This window comes from Polaromonas sp. A23 (genome assembly GCF_002001015.1).
Taxonomy (GTDB): Bacteria; Pseudomonadota; Gammaproteobacteria; order Burkholderiales; family Burkholderiaceae_C; genus Polaromonas.
Genome location: NZ_MUNO01000010.1, coordinates 1 through 17,035 on the forward strand (window position 1 = coordinate 1; position 17,035 = coordinate 17,035).

Sequence of the window (17,035 nt, forward strand, 5' to 3'; positions counted from 1 at the left end):
AAGGCAAATTCAGACCTGCCCACCCTGCCCACCCTGCCCACTCTGCGCACCCTGCACGTCCACGCCTTCTTCCGGCTCCGCTGGGGGCTTGGCGCTGCGACGGCCCTCCTTGGCCAGAAGTTCCAGGTAAAACGAGTCGCCGCCCTCACGCGCCACGCCATCAACCAAACCCATGATGGTCGCAAAATGAACCACGGCTGCGCTGTCCTCACTGACGCCGAAACGGCAATCAAAGTCCCAATAGTCCACACCTTCCGGCAAAGGCACCCGGCGCTGCCTTTTGACGTATTTGCGAATGTCGTGCTTGACGGCATCCAGCACACGGTCACGGTTTTTGCCTTCAATATTCAGCTGAAATGTCTTTTTCACGGAGGCCCTTGATGTCGATCGATGACCCGGCCGGAAGGTCCTGAGTCACAAGCCTTCGATTATGCGACCTGGGCAGCTTAAACTGGGCACTTGCGGTGAGGCTCCCCGGGACCACTGCCACCGTCACAAAGCCCTCCATGCCCTTTTCTTCCCTGGGTTTATCCCCTTCCCTGCTGCGTACCATCGGCCTGCGCGGCTACTCTGCACCCACCCCTGTTCAGGCGGCCACCATTCCGGCGGTGCTCCAGGGCCGCGATGTGCTGGCCTCGGCACAAACGGGATCGGGCAAAACCGCGGCCTTTGTGCTGCCCTTGCTGCAGCAACTGCAATCGATACCGTACGACAAACCGCGCAAGGTGCGGGTGGTGATTCTGGTGCCCACCCGCGAGCTCGCGACGCAGATCGGCGAAGAAATCCGCAGCCTCTCGCAACACCTGCCCCAAGTGACCAAAGTGGCCGTCGTGTTTGGCGGCGTCTCCATCAATCCGCAAATGATGCACCTGCGCGGCGGAGCCGACATCGTTGTCGCCACACCCGGCCGCCTGCTGGACCTTGCCGTCCACAATGCGGTCAGGCTGACAGACGTCACCTCATTGGTGCTTGACGAAGCCGACCGTCTGCTGGACCTTGGGTTCGCCGAGGAACTCGGGCGCATCCTCGCCATGCTGCCCGCTCAGCGGCAGAACCTGTTTTTCTCTGCCACTTTTCCACCCTCCGTCCAGGCACTGGCGCAGACGCTGCTGCGCGAGCCCATCCGCATCGAGCTTGTGCCTGAACCGGAACAGGCGCCCGACATCACACAACGCGCCATTGCGGTGGACGCAGGCCGGCGTACCCAGCTTCTGCGGCATCTGATCGGGCAAAACGGCTGGCGCCGGGTGCTGGTTTTCGTGGCAACCAAACACGCGGCCGAAATGGTGGCCGACAAGCTGCGCAAGGCCAGGATTTATGCCGAGCCTTTCCATGGCGAGCTGAGCCAGGGCAAGCGCACCCAGGTTCTGGCCGACTTCAAGGCATCGCGCCTCAAGGTGGTTGTAGCGACCGACGTCGCGGCCCGGGGCATCGACATTGCGCAACTGCCGGTGGTAGTGAACTACGACCTGCCGCGCTCTGCGGTGGACTACACCCACCGCATCGGCCGCACCGGCCGCGCCGGTGAAAGCGGGCTGGGCCTGAGCTTTGTCAGCTCGGACACCCTGGCCCATTGGCGCCTGATCCAGAAACGCCAGCAGCTGGAATTACCACTGGAACAAGTCGAGGGGTTTGAGCCGCTGCAAGCGGCACAAGCAGCAACAGCTGCCGAAGAAGCCGATAGCCCGCCCTCCACCGGCGGCATCAAGGGCAAACGCCCCAGCAAAAAAGACAAACTCAGGGCTGCCGCCAGGCGCGAGCCCTGAGCGCACCAGAAGCTAGAAACTAAGGCTTGCCGCCGGATCCATTCGCCGCGCCGTTGACGCTGGTGATGGCATAACCCTTTTCGGCAATCTGCTGCTCGGGCCGGGGAATCTCGTACTGGCTGACCTGCTCGGCCTTCTCACCCATTTCAATCGCACGGGCTTCGGTTTCCCAGTCGGTATTGGTGGCCTCTTCGGGGATCACTCGTCCCGCGGGCACCGCGAGATAAGAAAATTGCTGGTTGGACTCGGCTCGACGGTAAATATCCACACGCATGGTTTTTTCCTTTGCAGCTGACGGCTCTCCACCTTAACGCTCCCCCGTTTTCCTCTTGTAGGAGAAACCCTCTTGTTCGCGCGGCCTTGCCTTGCCCGTCGGCCGGAATGAGTTTGCACGGCGTCCATGATTCGCTCTGTTTTTCATAGCTATTGGCGCCCGTCGGATATGGAGAAACGGCCTGTTTTACCTGCAAAAATCACCCAAAAGGCCGGTAGAGGCCAAAAGCCGCAGACACGAAGGCGACGCCACGCTGGCGCGGTGCGCGCTAAGCTGGCCGCCCGTCTTCCTTCCCGATTCACCGGAGCAGTCATGAACGATCTTTTTTCCCTGCAGGGCCGCACGGCCCTGATCACCGGTGGCTCACGCGGCATTGGCCGCATGATCGCCGCAGGCTTTCTGGCCCAGGGCGCGCGCGTCTACATCTCGGCGCGCAAAGCCGCCGCCTGCGACCAGACGGCCCGGGAGCTTTCCAGCCTGGGGCACTGCGTTTCCCTGCCGGCCGATGTGTCCACGGCCGAGGGGGTCAAAGCCCTGGTGGAGGCTTACTGCGCTCACGAACCGCAGCTGGACATTCTGGTCAACAATGCCGGCGCCGCCTGGGGCGCGCCGTTTGACGAGTTTCCTGAAAACGGCTGGGACAAGGTGGTGGACCTGAATCTCAAGACGCCCTTCTTCCTGACGCAGGCCTTGGCGCCTCTCTTGCGCAAGGCGGCTGCCAAGCGGCCGGCCAAGGTCATCAACATCGCGTCCATTGACGGCATCTCTGTTAACCCGATGGAGACCTACTCGTATGCGGCGAGCAAGGCCGGCCTGATTCAGCTGACACGGCGCATGGCGCTGCGCCTGATCCAGGACAACATCGTGGTCAGCGCCATTGCACCCGGCGCTTTTGCCTCAGACATGAACAAGGATGCGCGCGACCATGGTGACGAGGTGGCGGCACGCATTCCGGCCGGGCGCGTTGGGGAAGACGCCGACATGGCGGGCGCGGCCATCTACCTGGCGTCGCGCGCCGGCGACTACGTGGTGGGCTCCACGCTGGTGGTTGATGGCGGCGTCACCCATGCGCGCTGAGCAGTTAACCCGCTACAGCGATTCGCGAACTCTTAATCTTCGGTGCCGGAGGTCGACAGCGCATCGCTGACATGCTGCGGCAGCACCAAGTTGCCCTGGGCATCCGGCAAGGCTTCGATGCGAATCAGCGGTGCTGAGGAACTCACACCGCCAAACATGGTGGCAAACGCGGCATCCGCCGCGTCACGGCCCGTCGCAAAACGCACGAAGCCCATGGGAATGGCCGTGCCCGACGGGTCGAACATGTACCAGCGGTGGCCCACATACACCTCCACATAGGCGTGAAAGTCGGTCGGGCCCAGTGACGGATCGGCGCCATAGTCGATCCCGCTGACAAAACGCGCAGGAATGTTGACCGCGCGGCACAGCGCAATCATCAAATGGGCAAAGTCGCGGCAAACACCCGATTCGTCAATCAAGGTGTCCACCGCCGTGGTGTAACCGGTCGAGCTGTTGGAGGTGAAGGTCACGCGCTGGTTGACCCAGTCACGGATCGCCTGGACACGGCTGTAGCCCTGACGCAGGTGGCCAAACTCCTTGACCGCCAACCGATGCAGCCGGTCGGACTGGCAATAACGGCTGGGGTAAAGGTAAGCCAGCACCTGGCCGGGCAGCTGAAGCACGCCGATCTCACCCAGGTTTTCGGGCTGTTCCTGGTGATGATGGATCTCCACCGTGGCGCCGTAGCTGACCGTCAATGGCCCGGGAGCAGCCCTGAACTTCAGGTAGCGGTTGTGGCTGACCGGGTCGGTATAGAGGTCAGGCTGGAGTATCTGGCTGATACCCAGGGTTTCACCGAGGACGTTTTGCTGGCGCGTTTGCGCGGCATGGATGTTGAAAATGAAATCACAACCAGCATCAGCCACCTGGTAATTGAGTTCAATCGAGAAGCCGAGCCTGACCATATGCGGTTTTCCTGAGGTATGTACCGCGAAGCAGCGCAACTGAAAATAAATGGCCGCCCATCCAGGAAGTCACAGGCAATCATCGAGTCGTGCCACGCCGAAGCGGGGGTTGAACGATTGTGGACCTGAAAAACAACCCTTCTTGCAAGTCAGGCCAACCGGCCGCCATGCTTGCGCCGCCGGCGCAGGCTCGCACATGGTGCGTCTGACGCCAATGAGAGCCTGCTTCCTACAGACGGGATGCGTACTGCAAGCCTCCACCAGAGCCGAATCCGGTCTGGCGGCAATTTGCTACATTATTTATAGCTGTCAGCGCCCGTTTCATATGGGCTACAGCCCTATTTCATTAAAAAAACAAATCTACCCGCGGAACTCGCGCCGATACGTGGAAGGCGATGTTTTCAGCGAAGCTGCAAAGTGCTGGCGCAACGATACGGCCGTGCCAAAACCCGCGTCCACGGCTATTTGCTCGACGCTGCGGCTGGTGGACTCCAGCTGCCGCTGTGCAAGCGCCAGGCGCTGGTTGAGCAACCACTGGCCCACCGTGGTCCCGGTGACCTGCCTGAAATGACGCGTGAAGGTGCGCCGCGAAAGCAGCGCGCGGCGTGCCAGGTCATCCAGGTTGTGTGGCTGGTTCAAATTTTTCTGCACCCAGGCCAACACGCCAGCCAGCCGATGATCGGCGCCTGAAGCAGGCAGCGGCTGCTCTACATACTGCGCCTGCCCACCCTGCCGGTGCGGCGCCACCACCATGCGCCGCGCCATGTGGTTGGCCACCTCGGCGCCGTGATCGGTGCGCAGCAGGTGCAGGCAACAGTCGATGCCTGCGGCAGTTCCGGCCGATGTCAGCACATCACCATCGTCCACATAAAGCACGTCGGGCCGCAGTTCCACCTGCGGGTAACGCTGCGCAAAAGCGGGAACCACCGCCCAGTGCGTGGTGGCGGGCCGGCCATCAAGCAACCCGGCCTCGGCCAGCACAAAGGCGCCCACACACAAACCCACGATGCGCGCGCCGCGCTTGTGAGCTGCGCGCAGCGCCTTCAACAAGGCTTCGGGCGGCGCCCGGTAGTTCTTTTCATTCGGGCTGTGCCATGAGGGAACGATGACGATGTCAGCCCGCGCCATGGCCGAGAGCTTGTGCACCACATCAACGGAAAAGCCGGCCGGTGTGCGCAATGGCCCGGGCTCGGCCGCGCACACCAGCAGCTTGAAGTGAGGCATGTGCGGGCCACCCATCTCCTGCCCAAACACCAGACAGGGCACCGAGAGATGAAACGGACTGATGCCGTCGAAAGCAACAACTGCCACGGTTTGCACCGAGCCGGTTTTGTGGGAAGAAGCGCGCATGGCCCGATTCTATCGATTTATGGCTATTGGGCCACTTTCGCCAAAACGCCTCGAAGCGAACAATCCATCTCATCAACCACTTGCTTCAAGGAGAGCTTTCATGACCACCACCACCCCACGCCGCGCCCTCGTTGTGATCGACGTCCAAAACGAGTACTTCACCGGCAATCTGCGCATCGAGCATCCACCGGTGCAGCAGTCCCTGCCCAATATCGGCCGTGCCATGGATGCCGCCCGCGCAGCCGGCATTCCGGTGGTGGTGGTGCAACACAGCGAAGCAGCCAGCGCACCGCTGTTCGCCAAGGGCTCCGCCACTTGGGAACTCAACGAGATCGTGGCCAGCCGCCCGCGCGACCACTACATCGAAAAGGCCTGGCCCAGCGTCTTCACCGAAACCGATTTTGCGGACTGGCTGAAAGAAAAGCAGGTCGACACATTGACGGTGGCCGGCTACATGACGCACAACTGCGATGCCTCGACGATTTTTGAAGCCATGCACCGAGGCCTGCAGGTGGAATTCTTGCAGGACGCCACCGGCGCACTGCCCTATGCCAACACGGCAGGCAGCGCGACGGCAGAAGAGATACACAGGGTGTTCAGCGTGGTGTTCCACACCGGGTTTGCGGCCGTCGCATCCACCGATGATTGGATCAACACCGTGCAGGCAGGCGGTGCACTGAAGAAAGGCAGCATCCTGGCATCAAACCAGGCAGCGCTTGCCTTGAAGTGACTGTCAGGGCGATTTCAAAAGCTACAGCTCTCAGGCCTCGTCCATGAAGCGCACCTTGACGCTTTTGCCCTTGACGCCGCCATTGGCCAGCTTTTGCTGTGCCTGGCTGGCAATGGCGCGGTCCACCGCCACGTAGGTTGAAAATTCGTTGACGTTGATCTTGCCGACCTGCTCGCGCGTGAACGGCGGCAGCTTGCCGGCATCGCCGGTCAATGCGCCCAGCACGTCGCCGGCGCGGATTTTCTCCTTGCGCCCGCCCACGATTTGCAGCGTCACCATGGGCGGCAGCAGCGGTTCGTTGCTGGCCGGCGTCAACTCGGTCAGCTTGTGCCATTCGGACTCGGCTTTCTGCAGCACCTCGATTTTCCCCACGTAACCCATCTCGTCCATGCTCGCCAGGCTGATGGCCCAGCCCTCCTCGTCGGCACGCCCGGTGCGGCCGATCCGGTGGATGTGCACCTCGGCGTCCGGCGTCACGTCAACGTTGATGACCATTTCGAGTTGCGCGATGTCCAGGCCGCGCGCGGCCACGTCGGTGGCCACCAGCACCGAGCAGCTGCGGTTGGAAAACTGCACCAGCACCTGGTCACGCTCGCGCTGTTCGAGCTCGCCGAACAGGGCCAGCGCACTGAACCCTTGCTCTTTCAGATAAGCGACCAGCGCACGGCACTGCGACTTGGTATTGCAAAACGCCAGCGTGCTAGCCGGCCGGAAATGGCGCAGCACTTGCGCCACGGCGCCCAGGCGGGCTTCGTCATGGTCGCTGTCAGGAACCTGGTACCAGCGTTGCTGGATCTTGGTTTTTTCATGCTGCGCCTGCACCGTGATGGTTTGCGGCGTCTTCATGAACTGCTGGCTGATTTTTGCAATGCCTTCCGGGTAGGTGGCCGAGAACAGCAGGGTCTGCCGCTCTTTGGGGCATTGTTTGGCGACGGTGACGATGTCTTCGAAGAAACCCATGTCCAGCATCCGGTCGGCTTCGTCGAGCACCAGGGTGTTCATGGCTTCCAGCGTCAGGTTGCCGCGTGCCAGGTGGTCCATGATGCGGCCCGGTGTGCCGACCACAATGTGCGCGCCGTTCTCCAGGCTGGCGGTCTGGTTGCGCAATGGCACGCCACCGCACAGCACCACGACTTTCACATTTTCTTCCGCACGCGCCAGGCGACGAATTTCGGTGGCCACTTGGTCCGCCAGTTCGCGGGTCGGGCACAGCACCAGGGTCTGCACGGCAAAGCGCCGCGCATTGAGGTTAGCCAGCAAGGCCAGCGCAAACGCCGCGGTTTTTCCGCTGCCGGTTTTGGCCTGGGCAATCAGGTCTTTGCCGGCCAGCGCCAGCGGGAGGCTGGCCGCCTGGATCGGCGTCATCGCGAGGTAGCCCAGCGTTTTGAGGTTGGCCTGCATGGCAGGGTTCAGCGGCAAAGTGCTGAAGTCAGCGCTTGCTGCGCTGGAAGGCTTGGGGGAAGAGGTCATGCACCGATTATCGACGTTGCACTTTTTGGAGCCCGCTGGACGAGGCGGTACCCCTTCGTTCATGAGGTGCTGCCGGGAGCTCCTTCACTTGATTTGCATGACAAACCAGCAGTTACCCCTTAACCCACGGGCGCAAGCAGCTATGTTATTAATAGCAAAATCAATTGCTACAGATACGGCGATAACTCGGCCTTGCCCCAGCGCAGAGGCAAAGACGCCTTCACCCGTTTCATGGACAGCGGTCTGAACCGAAGCAGGCGCTGCGCCCCCTCAAACGCCGCCAGGTCCGGGCCGTCCCAGACGATCTCTGCCGACACAGCAAGATAAAGCAGGTCACCATTCTCGAAGTCAATCAACAGCAAGCCGGCACGCGGATGGACCGCAATGTTGCCCAGGGTGTTGAAAAAGAAGTTACCGGCATAGTCCGGCATGGTGAGGACGCCGTCTTCGCTCACCCGCACAAAGCCGGGCCTGCCGCCGCGGTGCGACACATCCACACCACCGGCACGCCCGGCCTCCGCGGAATCTCCCGCGTAGGCGGTGGCAATAAACAGCGTGTCGGCCATGGCAATCATGCGGCGTGCCGCGTCGTCCAGTTCCCTGGCTTCATGCACTGCCGGCGCTGCGACGGATGCGCCTGCCTGCACATACACCGGCTCACGCGCCTGGATGTATTTGGGGCAATTGCCAAAACTCTGGCTGAGTTCCACGGTGAACCCCGACGTTCCCACATCGCGCACTACACCGTTCATCCGGTTGCGGCGCCGGGTATGCGGCTCAATACCCAGCAGGCCTATGGCCGCACCATCGACCAGCGTGTGTATCAGCGGGTCGCCTTGCAGAGGCTGGGCCGCAACCTGCAAATGCCACGGATCGGGAGAACGGATAAAACCAGGCGGCTGCGCCAGCACCGAGGCCCAGGGCTGACCATCGGCATCGACGGTGCCTGCAATCAGAAAAGGCAGTTGCTCAAAAAAAGCGCGATGCTGTTCGGGCATAAAGTCGCGTATCACGCGCGGGCCGAGCTGCTCCATCCGGCTTTCCACACCCACCCGCGCCTGCACTGCGCGTTCGCCGGCATGAAACGCAGGGCTCATGCCGCGAGTCCCACGGGGGTTTTGACCATGGGCACAAAACCAGGCAGGGCCTCAACGCGGGCCAGCCAGGCACGCAGCGCCGGATAGGGCACCAGCGACACATTGCCTTCCGGCGCCCGGGCCACATAGCTGTAGTTGGCAATATCAGCCAGCGTGGGTGTGCTGCCGGCCAGAAAAGCGGACTGCGCCAGTTGCTGCTCCATGACCGCGAACAACGCATGCGATCGTGCGACGGCTTCGGGATTGTCCGGCCGCTTGAACAGCTGAACAACACGCGCCGCAGCCGGGCCAAAAGCGAGCTGGCCTGCAGCAACTGACAGCCAGCGCTGAACACCCGCCGCGGCCAGGGGCTCGGAGGGAAGCCACGTGTTCGCATCAACCGCATAGCGCCCGGTGAGATAAACGAGGATGGCATTCGAGTCCGCCAGCGTGACGTCACCGTCCTGAATCACTGGCACCTGTCCAAAGGCGTTCATTGCCAGAAAATCCGGCGTCTTGTGGCCCTTGGCCGCCAGGTCAATGTCCACACACTCAAAAGGCAGGTCCAGCAGGGAAAGCATCAGTTCCACCCGGTGCGAATGACCGGAAATCGGTGTGCGGTAAAGCTTGATCGGCTGCGCAGGTGCAGTCTTCAGACGGGGGCGCGATGTTGGAGCTGGCGATGCGGTCATACGGGTCTTTCAGTCAAGTTTTATCTCGGAAGGCCTGATTTTGTTTGATTCGATATCTTCAATAAATGGCGTTGAATGTATTTGACTAATCCATTTATCGGATGAATATGAATTACCATCCTGCGCATGGACAAGCTCCGGGCCATGCAGGCTTTCATACATATTGCCGATGAAGGCAGCCTCACGGCTGCGGCGCGGGTCATGGCGTCTTCACTGCCCGCCATGGTGCGCACTCTTGCTGCTTTGGAGGCGCAGCTCGGCGTGCGCCTGTTCAACCGCACCACACGCCGCATTTCGCTGACCGAAGAAGGCCGGCGCCACCTGGACAGCTGCCGGCAAATACTCTCAGCCCTGGATGACGCCGAAGCCGCCTTGTCTGCCGATGCCGCAGAACCGGCGGGCCATCTCACCATCACCGCACCCATCCTGTTCGGCCAGATGCATGTAGCGCCCGCGGTAACGCGCTTTGTGCAGCAGTACACCCAGATGCGCTGCAGCGTGGTGCTTGCCGACCGTGTGGTCAACCTGCTTGAAGAAGGCATTGATGTGGGCATTCGCATCAGCGAACTGCCGGACTCCTCTCTGGTGGCCCAATCTGTCGGGCAGATCCGCCGGGTGGTGGTGGCCAGCCCCGCCTGGCTGCGCCTGCATGGCACACCCCGCCACCCGAAAGATTTGCTCAAGGCCAACTGTGTACGCGTCACCGACCATGCGCCAACCTGGGGGCCCTTTAATGATCAGGGCCGTCCCCTGCGGCTTGCCGTCAGTGGCAACCTGGAGTTCAACCAGAATGCCCCGGCGGTTGAAGCCTGTGCCGCAGGCGTCGGTGTGGGCAACTTTTTTTCGTACCAGGTCGCGCCCTTCCTGAAAAGCAAACAACTGCGCATCATCCTGGAAGATTTCGAGCCTCCACCCCGGCCCATCAGCATCGTGTACCCACACGCACGCTTGTTACCTGTGCGCACCCGGGTTTTTATTGAATGGATGAAGAAAGAACTGCGGGCCTTCCAGCGCTGACGCGATGAACATGCATACAAAACCGCTGTGGGCCGTTGTTGCACGGTCACAAGCAGCTATCATTTTTATAACAAAAACCCCTTCACAATGCGGGTGCAAGCCAAGGCAGGCATGCTCCTGCCAGGATCAGCAGAGAAAGAATATCCATGCAAACTTTTGATTTCGACCTGTTTGTCATAGGCGGCGGCAGCGGCGGCGTGCGTGCCGCGCGCATGGCGGCGCAGCGCGGAGCACGGGTGGCGCTGGTCGAGGTTGCGGCCATGGGCGGCACATGCGTCAACGTGGGCTGCATTCCCAAAAAGCTCTACAGCTATGCTGCGCACTTTGCCGATTCCTTTGAGGAATCGCACGGCTTTGGCTGGACCGGCGAGGCGCCAGTCTTCAACTGGGATGTATTGAAAACCAACCGGGCTCGCGAAATCCTGCGGTTGAATGGCATATACAACCAGTTGCTCACCAATGCCGGCGTAACCATCATCACCGGCTGGGCCAGCCTGGTGGACGGCCACACCGTGAAGGTGGAGGAGCGCAGCTTCACCGCCAAAAACATTCTGGTCAGCACGGGCGGCACGCCCACCGTGCCGGCACTTCCGGGTCGTGAACACATCGTTACCTCGGACCAGATGTTCGATCTGGACCCGTTCCCGCGGCGCTTGCTGGTGGTCGGCGGTGGCTACATCGCCTGCGAATTTGCATCCATCTTCAATGGCCTGGGTTCCGAGGTGACGCTCGTGCACCGCGGAGAAAAATTGCTCACTGGCTTTGATGAAGATGTACGCAGCTTCATCGCCGCCGAAATGGAAAAGACGGGCGTCAAGCTCCAGCTGGCCAGCGAAGTAACGGCCATCACCAAAACGGGCGATGGCCTGCAGGTCAGTCTCAAGGGCGGCCATGCCGGCCCTTTCACGGTGGACAGCGTGCTCTACGCCACCGGCCGCGTACCCAACACCAACGGGCTCGGGCTCGAAGCTGCAGGCGTGAAGCTCAATAGCAAGGGGGCTATCGAAATCAATGCCCACTACCAGACGTCGGTGCCTTCCATTTACGCGCTTGGCGACGTCACCGCCCGCCTGCAGCTGACGCCGGTCGCGCTTGGCGAGGCCATGGTGGTGGTTGACCAGCTTTTTGGCGCCGCCGCCGGGAAGAAGCCGCGCTGCATGAGTTACGAATTTGTTCCGACTGCCGTGTTCACGCATCCGAACATCGGCACGGTCGGTTACTCCGAGGCTGCCGCACGCAAGGAGTTCGGCAAGGTCAGCGTGTATCGCGCAGATTTCAAGGCACTCAAACATACGCTGAGCGGCAGCACTGAGCGCACCCTGATGAAACTGCTGGTGGAAGACGCCACCGACCGGGTGGTGGGCCTGCACATGGTGGGGCCCGACGCGGGTGAAATAGTTCAGGGTTTTGCCGTGGCCATGAAAGCCGGCGCCACCAAGGCCGTGTTCGACAGCACCATAGGCATCCACCCCACGGTGGCCGAAGAATTTGTGACCATGCGCGAACCGGTGCAGGTACTGGCAGGTTCCAACGCCTAGAAATTGCTGTCCGGCAAGAAGGCAATGTTGCTGCGCTCGATGGCTGCATCAAATGCAGCCAGCTCCGCATCGCCCTGGGTTGCTGTCCGTGTGTCCAGCGGATGAAAAACCTGGTGTTGCAAGCGACGCAGTGCGTCGGATTTTTCCATCACCTCCAGTACCTGTTGCGGTGCCATCATCAAGACAAAAGGGTTGGCGTTCGGTGCGTCGACTCGCATGGCAGGGCTCCTGGTCAAAGGGGTTGGTACAGGCATCAATGAGATGAATGCACTTTAGGAGAAGCCTTAAATTCCTGGAAGTCAGCGGGCAGCGTGACCGGGTGTAGGCGTCCGGCTGACACGCGTCCAGCCGGGTTGGCATCGCACCTCACCGCCAGAGCACTCAGAACGCACGTTCACCCCTGTGCCAGGCCGCCCGGACGATGGGCATGCCGCCGCTCATCCGGACGCGGATCAAGTCTGCCCGCAGGCCGGGAGCCAACTCACCGCGGTCTGTGAGGCCGATGGCGTGCGCCGGATTGCGTGTGACGGTATTGACGGCCTTGGGCAGGCTCCAGCCGGCAGTGTCCTGCAACAAAAAAGCCGACTGGAGCAGGCTGGCCGGCACGTAGTCCGAGGAAAAAATATCGAGCAGATCAAGCTGCGCCAGTTCCGCCGCCGAAACATTGCCCGAATGGGAACCGCCCTTGACCAGGTTCGGCCCGCCCATGACGATGCCCATGCCGGCCTCCCGTGCCGCGCGGGCGGCAGCCACGGTGGTCGGGAATTCCGAGATGGCGATTCCCTCTTCGCTGGCCTGCTCGACATGTTCGACTTCGGTGTCGTCGTGGCTGGCTACCGGCAGGGCACGCGCGCGGCTGCCGGCAATCACGGCCGCGCGGTTGGGCATGGCAAAACGTTCCTGGTGTATCCGGCGCTCCTGAACAAGTGCTTCGTATTCCGCATCATTGAAGCTGCCGTACCGCTCGGCGTAGCGCCGGTATTTGCCTAGGTCGCGCCACTGGCGCTGGCCCGGTGTGTGGTCCATCACGCTGACCAGTTCGAGCAGGGAGTCGTCGGCGTAGTGCTCGAAAACATCCACGATGTCAGGGGCCGAGACCTCGCAGCGCAGGTGCAGCAGGTGTTCAACTCGCAGCAGGCCTTCGGCACGGCATTCATGCAGGGCCTCGATCGATACATGCTGGGTCTGGCTGCGTGTGCCGCCCTGGTCCATGTCACCGATCACCACCGAATCGAGCACGGTGATGATGCCCGCAGCCGCACACAGCGCATCGTGCATGACGGTGGCTGAATGTGCATTCCACAGCACGCCCGGGCGCGGTACCAGGTGTTTCTCGAGGTTGTCGGTATGCAACTCGACCAGGCCGGGTAGCAGCCAGTCGCCCTGCCAGTCTTCGGCTCCCGACACGGAGGTGCCGCCGCGCTCGAGGGAGCGGATGAGGCCGCCTTCCACCACCATGCAGCCGGTGAATTCCTCCGTGGCTGTGACAATTCTTGCGTTCCTGATGATCTTCTGTTTCATGCTTGTTTCGCTTTAAAGTGATTTTCGATAGTGTTCGACGTCCAGGCAGCGGCTGGCCACCGCTTCGCGCACTTCGTCGTCGTGAAAAATGCCGACTACCGCAGCCCCGCGCGCACGCGCCGCATGAATCAGCTCCACCACAACACGGCGGTTATCGGCATCCAGCGAGGCTGTGGGTTCGTCGAGCAGCAACACGGGAAGGCCGGCTATCAGGCCGTGCGCGATGTTCACCCGCTGCTGCTCGCCACCAGAGAAGGTGGCGGGCGGCAAATGCCACAGGCGCTCGTGAAGGTTCAGGCGCGTCAGCCATTCGGCGGCATGCCCGCGCGCCTCGTCGGCCGCCACACCGAGCCGACGCAGCGGCTCGGCCACGATGTCCAGCGTCGACACCCGGGGAATCACGCGCAGAAACTGCGACACATAGCCGAGGGTGCGGCGCCGCACGTCCAGCACCTCGCGCGGCAGGGCGGCCGACAGATTGACCCACTGGTCCTGGTGGCGAATGCGCACATCTCCGCTGCTGGCTGCGTAGTTACCGTAAAGGCAGCGCAGCAACGAGCTTTTACCGCTGCCGGAGTGGCCTGTCAGTGCCAGGCACTCGCCGGAACTGACACTCAGGCTGATGCCGGAAAAAACAGGCAGCGCCACGCCTCCACGCGCATGCAGGGTGAAGGTTTTGGAAAGATCGGCGGTTTCAAGGACAGCGGTCATGGTGAGGTTCGGGTGTGACAGTCAGGGGGTGAGAACGGAAGACACCAGCAGCTGGGTGTAGGGGTGCTGCGGGTCGTCGAGCACGCGGTCGGTCAGGCCCTGTTCCACCACGCAACCGTCTTTCATGACCAGCATGCGGTGCGCAAGCAGTCGCGCCACGGCAAGGTCGTGGGTGACGATGACCGCAGCCAGATTCAGCTGGTCGACCAGTTCGCGCAGCAGATCAAGCAGCCGCGCCTGCACCGAAACGTCGAGCCCGGTGGTTGGCTCGTCCATGAAAACCAGCCGCGGGTGGGTCACCAGGTTGCGGGCAATCTGCAGGCGCTGCTGCATGCCGCCCGAGTAGGTACCCGGCAGGTCGTCAATGCGGTCCACGTCGAGCTCGACCCGCTCCATCCAGCTCAAGGCCTGGCCGCGCAGCTTGCCGTAATGGCGTGCACCCAGCGCCATCATGCGTTCGCCGATGTTGGCGCCACCCGAAACATTCATGCGCAGGCCGTCGCGCGCATGCTGCTCGACAAACCCCCAGTCGGTGCGGGCCAGCCAGCGCAGCCGCGCTTCCGACAGTTCGGCCAGATCCACCAGCCCCGGCGCTGCGCGGGCTGCGGACACTTCGGTGCCGGCTTCGTCCCGCAAGTCGTAATGCACGGAGCCCTCATCGCAGGCCAGGCGGGAAGCCAGAAGCCGCAACAGCGTGGATTTGCCGGAACCGGATTCGCCGACAACGGCCAGCACCTCGCCAGGGTAAAGATCGAAACTCACATCACGGCAGGCCCAGCGCAGGCGGTTGCCCTGCATGAACTGCTTGCCGGCGCCGCGTACAGACAGGAGAAGACCGTCGCTCATGCGATGTCCTTTGCTGCGGCACGCGCCAGCGCATTTGGCATGGATACCGCCTGCTGCGAGCCCACATGTCCGGCCTCGCGGCGCTCGCCGCAGAAGTCGCTGTCCGAACAGACAAACAGCCGGCTGCCTTCGTCATCCACAATCATTTCGTCGAGAAAACTGTCCGCCGCACCGCACAGCGCGCAGGCATGATCCCAGCGCTGCACCTCAAACGGATGGTCTTCAAAATCCAGGCTGCGCACAGCGGTATAAGGCGGGATGGCGTAAATGCGTTTTTCGCGGCCAGCTCCGAACAGCTGCAGGGCCGGGTTCATGTGCATCTTGGGGTTGTCGAACTTCGGTATCGGCGAAGGTGAGGTCAGGTAACGCTCGTTGACCAGCACCGGGTAGTCGTAGGTCTTGGAGATGGCACCGAGCTGGGCAATGTCTTCGTAAAGCTTGACATTCATCAGGCCATACTCCCCCAGCGAGTGCATGGTGATGGTTTCAAGGCGGCGCGGTTCGAGCCGGAACAGCGGTTCCGGCATGGGCACCTGATACACAATGGTTTGCGCTTCTGTAAGTGCCGTCTCCGGGATGCGGTGCCGCGTCTGGATGATGGTGGCCTCAACCGTTTTTTCCGTCGTTGGCACGCCGGTGGTGCGCGCAAAGAAGCGACGGATGTTAACCGCGTTGGTGGTGTCGTCCGCACCCTGGTCAATCACCTTGAGCACATCCTCGCGGCCTATGATGCTGGCCGTCACCTGCACGCCGCCAGTGCCCCAGCCATACGCGAAAGGCATCTCGCGCGAACCGAAAGGCACCTGGTAGCCCGGAATGGCCACTGCCTTGAGCATGGCGCGGCGTATCATTTTTTTTGTGCGTTCGTCGAGGAACCCGAAGTTGTAGTTCTCGTCCATCATGCTGCCCTCTGTATCGCCGGTGCGGCGTTGCCGGGACCTTCTGCGCGGCCTTCTTCCATCTGCCTGTCGTTCTGTCTTTCCTGCGCGTGGGCTACACGCAGCTTGCGCACCAGTTCCAGCTCGGACTGGAAGTCCACGTAATGCGGCAGCTTCAGGTGCTGGACAAAACCCGAGGCCTCCAGGCTGTCTGCGTGGGACAGCACAAATTCCTCATCCTGCGCAGGTGCAACGGCCAGCTCACCCAGCTCGCGCGCACGCAGTGCGCGATCAACCAGTGCCATGGCCATGCTCTTGCGTTCTGCTCCGCCGAAAGCCAGGCCGTAACCCTGGGTGAACTGCGGCGGCACCTCGCGGTTGCCGGCAAACTGGTTGATCATCTGGCACTCGGTAAGCTCGACCTCACCGATATCGATCTCGAAGCCGAGCTCGTCGGCCAGAATTTCCACCGACACGGTGCCGCGCCGGATCTCACCGGCAAACGGGTGCGCATTGGCATAACCACGCTGGGTGGAATAACCGAGACCCAGCAACCAGCCTTCGTCGCCGCGCGCCAGCGCCTGCAGCCTTCGCGGCCGGTCGGCCGGGAACATCAGGGGTTCACGCGTCAGGTCACCGGGCTCGCTGTCTGAAAGAGGGCGTGGTGTTTCCATCAGGCCTTCCCGCGCCATCAGCTCATTGACACGCGGCATGCTGGCCGGGAGTTCCTGCGCTCCAGCCTGCATCGCTTCCTGCTGCTCCTCGCTGTCGCTGCCTTCGGCCAGCAAGGCAAAGTCCAGCAGGCGCTGGGTGTAGTCATAGGTGGCACCGAGCACCTGACCGCCGGGCACGTCCTTGAAGGTTGCAGACACACGGCGCGTCAGTTTCATTTTTGCAGTGTCCAGCGGCAGGCTGTAGCCAAAACGCGGCAAGGTGGTGCGATAGGCGCGCAGCAGGAAAATCGCTTCAATCAGATCGCCACTGGCCTGCTTGATCGCAAGCGCGGCCAGTTCAGGGTCGTAAAGAGACCCCTCGGACATGACTCGATCCACTGCCAGCGACATCTGTGCGCGTATCTGCGCGACGGACAGTTCCGGCAGAGAGGTATCACCACGGCGTTGCGTCGCAAGCAGGCGCCAGGAGTTTTCGATGGCGGCCGTGCCGCCCTTGACTGCCACATACAT

Annotated in this window: 18 protein-coding genes; 5 read left to right on the plus strand and 13 right to left on the minus strand. The window is 62.0% G+C overall.

What is annotated here, in order from left to right; all coding sequences use genetic code 11:
- Nucleotides 1–9 precede the first annotated feature (9 nt).
- Nucleotides 10–369 (minus strand): DUF6172 family protein, encoded by a 360-nt coding sequence (locus tag B0B52_RS04270; RefSeq protein WP_077592386.1) that lies wholly within the window; start codon nt 367–369, stop codon nt 10–12.
- Nucleotides 370–506: 137 nt separating this feature from the next.
- Between B0B52_RS04270 and B0B52_RS04275 the strand changes: the two genes are divergently transcribed.
- Complete coding sequence (locus B0B52_RS04275; RefSeq protein ID WP_077592387.1) at nt 507–1,766, plus strand: DEAD/DEAH box helicase; 1,260 nt, start codon at nt 507–509, stop codon at nt 1,764–1,766.
- A gap of 19 nt (nt 1,767–1,785) precedes the next feature.
- Here B0B52_RS04275 and B0B52_RS04280 read toward each other — a convergent pair whose 3' ends face one another.
- Entirely contained in the window at nt 1,786–2,040 is a 255-nt protein-coding gene (locus B0B52_RS04280; protein ID WP_077592388.1) for a DUF6139 family protein, read from the minus strand.
- Nucleotides 2,041–2,352: 312 nt separating this feature from the next.
- Here B0B52_RS04280 and B0B52_RS04285 point away from each other — a divergent pair, with 312 nt between their 5' ends.
- On the plus strand, nt 2,353–3,117 hold the full coding sequence (locus B0B52_RS04285; protein ID WP_077592389.1) for an SDR family oxidoreductase: 765 nt from the start codon (nt 2,353–2,355) through the stop codon (nt 3,115–3,117).
- Between the two features lie 32 nt (nt 3,118–3,149).
- Here the strand turns inward: B0B52_RS04285 and B0B52_RS04290 are convergent, their stop codons facing one another.
- Together B0B52_RS04290 and B0B52_RS04295 are read right to left on the minus strand one after the other, a co-directional pair.
- Nucleotides 3,150–4,022, minus strand: a complete 873-nt coding sequence (locus tag B0B52_RS04290; RefSeq protein ID WP_077592390.1) for a transglutaminase family protein — start codon at nt 4,020–4,022, stop codon at nt 3,150–3,152.
- Nucleotides 4,023–4,382: 360 nt separating this feature from the next.
- Complete coding sequence (locus B0B52_RS04295; RefSeq protein ID WP_077592391.1) at nt 4,383–5,372, minus strand: GlxA family transcriptional regulator; 990 nt, start codon at nt 5,370–5,372, stop codon at nt 4,383–4,385.
- Nucleotides 5,373–5,472: 100 nt separating this feature from the next.
- On the opposite strand from B0B52_RS04295, the gene B0B52_RS04300 reads away from it, so the two are divergent.
- Nucleotides 5,473–6,102, plus strand: coding sequence for a cysteine hydrolase family protein (locus B0B52_RS04300; protein ID WP_077592392.1), 630 nt, complete (start codon nt 5,473–5,475; stop codon nt 6,100–6,102).
- Nucleotides 6,103–6,132: 30 nt separating this feature from the next.
- Here the strand turns inward: B0B52_RS04300 and dbpA are convergent, their stop codons facing one another.
- The 3 genes from dbpA to B0B52_RS04315 all read right to left on the minus strand — a co-directional run bounded on the left by dbpA (nt 6,133) and on the right by B0B52_RS04315 (nt 9,340).
- Complete coding sequence (gene dbpA / locus B0B52_RS04305) at nt 6,133–7,572, minus strand: ATP-dependent RNA helicase DbpA (protein WP_077592393.1); 1,440 nt, start codon at nt 7,570–7,572, stop codon at nt 6,133–6,135.
- A gap of 167 nt (nt 7,573–7,739) precedes the next feature.
- Nucleotides 7,740–8,669: a pyridoxamine 5'-phosphate oxidase family protein gene (locus B0B52_RS04310; protein ID WP_077592394.1), complete on the minus strand. Its 930-nt coding sequence runs from the start codon at nt 8,667–8,669 to the stop codon at nt 7,740–7,742.
- Nucleotides 8,666–9,340 (minus strand): glutathione S-transferase family protein, encoded by a 675-nt coding sequence (locus B0B52_RS04315; RefSeq protein WP_077592395.1) that lies wholly within the window; start codon nt 9,338–9,340, stop codon nt 8,666–8,668. The genes B0B52_RS04310 and B0B52_RS04315 overlap by 4 nt, the downstream gene beginning before the upstream one ends.
- A 126-nt stretch (nt 9,341–9,466) precedes the next feature.
- Here B0B52_RS04315 and B0B52_RS04320 point away from each other — a divergent pair, with 126 nt between their 5' ends.
- Both B0B52_RS04320 and gorA read left to right on the plus strand, forming a co-directional pair.
- Complete coding sequence (locus B0B52_RS04320) at nt 9,467–10,357, plus strand: LysR family transcriptional regulator (protein WP_077592396.1); 891 nt, start codon at nt 9,467–9,469, stop codon at nt 10,355–10,357.
- Nucleotides 10,358–10,503: 146 nt separating this feature from the next.
- Nucleotides 10,504–11,895 carry a glutathione-disulfide reductase gene (gene gorA / locus B0B52_RS04325; protein ID WP_077592397.1) on the plus strand — a complete coding sequence of 464 codons (1,392 nt, stop codon included), beginning with the start codon at nt 10,504–10,506 and terminating at the stop codon, nt 11,893–11,895.
- Here the strand turns inward: gorA and B0B52_RS04330 are convergent.
- The 6 genes from B0B52_RS04330 to B0B52_RS04355 form a co-directional block, all read right to left on the minus strand.
- A complete protein-coding gene (locus B0B52_RS04330; RefSeq protein ID WP_077592398.1) occupies nt 11,892–12,113 on the minus strand; it encodes a hypothetical protein in 222 nt (73 codons plus the stop codon). The genes gorA and B0B52_RS04330 overlap by 4 nt on opposite strands.
- Before the next feature lie 163 nt (nt 12,114–12,276).
- Nucleotides 12,277–13,416, minus strand: coding sequence for an alpha-D-ribose 1-methylphosphonate 5-triphosphate diphosphatase (locus B0B52_RS04335; protein ID WP_077592399.1), 1,140 nt, complete (start codon nt 13,414–13,416; stop codon nt 12,277–12,279).
- Between the two features lie 12 nt (nt 13,417–13,428).
- Nucleotides 13,429–14,127, minus strand: a complete 699-nt coding sequence (gene phnL, locus B0B52_RS04340; protein WP_077592400.1) for a phosphonate C-P lyase system protein PhnL — start codon at nt 14,125–14,127, stop codon at nt 13,429–13,431.
- A 21-nt stretch (nt 14,128–14,148) separates the two neighbouring features.
- The gene (gene phnK, locus B0B52_RS04345) at nt 14,149–14,973 is read right to left on the minus strand and encodes a phosphonate C-P lyase system protein PhnK (RefSeq protein ID WP_077592401.1); all 825 of its coding nucleotides are present in this window, start codon (nt 14,971–14,973) and stop codon (nt 14,149–14,151) included.
- Nucleotides 14,970–15,875: an alpha-D-ribose 1-methylphosphonate 5-phosphate C-P-lyase PhnJ gene (locus B0B52_RS04350; protein WP_077592402.1), complete on the minus strand. Its 906-nt coding sequence runs from the start codon at nt 15,873–15,875 to the stop codon at nt 14,970–14,972. Before B0B52_RS04350 ends, phnK begins: the two co-directional genes overlap by 4 nt.
- Nucleotides 15,872–17,035, minus strand: a complete 1,164-nt coding sequence (locus tag B0B52_RS04355) for a carbon-phosphorus lyase complex subunit PhnI (RefSeq protein ID WP_077592403.1) — start codon at nt 17,033–17,035, stop codon at nt 15,872–15,874. Before B0B52_RS04355 ends, B0B52_RS04350 begins: the two co-directional genes overlap by 4 nt.

Bases quoted from the DNA above. Each gene is read 5' to 3' on its own strand.
- B0B52_RS04275 (WP_077592387.1), top strand. From the start codon at position 507: ATGCCCTTTTCTTCCCTGGGTTTATCCCCTTCCCTGCTGCGTACCATC.
- B0B52_RS04280 (WP_077592388.1), bottom strand. From the start codon at position 2,040: ATGCGTGTGGATATTTACCGTCGAGCCGAGTCCAACCAGCAATTTTCT.
- B0B52_RS04285 (WP_077592389.1), top strand. From the start codon at position 2,353: ATGAACGATCTTTTTTCCCTGCAGGGCCGCACGGCCCTGATCACCGGT.
- B0B52_RS04290 (WP_077592390.1), bottom strand. From the start codon at position 4,022: ATGGTCAGGCTCGGCTTCTCGATTGAACTCAATTACCAGGTGGCTGAT.
- B0B52_RS04295 (WP_077592391.1), bottom strand. From the start codon at position 5,372: ATGCGCGCTTCTTCCCACAAAACCGGCTCGGTGCAAACCGTGGCAGTT.
- B0B52_RS04300 (WP_077592392.1), top strand. From the start codon at position 5,473: ATGACCACCACCACCCCACGCCGCGCCCTCGTTGTGATCGACGTCCAA.
- dbpA (WP_077592393.1), bottom strand. From the start codon at position 7,572: ATGACCTCTTCCCCCAAGCCTTCCAGCGCAGCAAGCGCTGACTTCAGC.
- B0B52_RS04310 (WP_077592394.1), bottom strand. From the start codon at position 8,669: ATGAGCCCTGCGTTTCATGCCGGCGAACGCGCAGTGCAGGCGCGGGTG.
- B0B52_RS04315 (WP_077592395.1), bottom strand. From the start codon at position 9,340: ATGACCGCATCGCCAGCTCCAACATCGCGCCCCCGTCTGAAGACTGCA.
- B0B52_RS04320 (WP_077592396.1), top strand. From the start codon at position 9,467: ATGGACAAGCTCCGGGCCATGCAGGCTTTCATACATATTGCCGATGAA.
- gorA (WP_077592397.1), top strand. From the start codon at position 10,504: ATGCAAACTTTTGATTTCGACCTGTTTGTCATAGGCGGCGGCAGCGGC.
- B0B52_RS04330 (WP_077592398.1), bottom strand. From the start codon at position 12,113: ATGCGAGTCGACGCACCGAACGCCAACCCTTTTGTCTTGATGATGGCA.
- B0B52_RS04335 (WP_077592399.1), bottom strand. From the start codon at position 13,416: ATGAAACAGAAGATCATCAGGAACGCAAGAATTGTCACAGCCACGGAG.
- phnL (WP_077592400.1), bottom strand. From the start codon at position 14,127: ATGACCGCTGTCCTTGAAACCGCCGATCTTTCCAAAACCTTCACCCTG.
- phnK (WP_077592401.1), bottom strand. From the start codon at position 14,973: ATGAGCGACGGTCTTCTCCTGTCTGTACGCGGCGCCGGCAAGCAGTTC.
- B0B52_RS04350 (WP_077592402.1), bottom strand. From the start codon at position 15,875: ATGATGGACGAGAACTACAACTTCGGGTTCCTCGACGAACGCACAAAA.
- B0B52_RS04355 (WP_077592403.1), bottom strand. From the start codon at position 17,035: ATGTATGTGGCAGTCAAGGGCGGCACGGCCGCCATCGAAAACTCCTGG.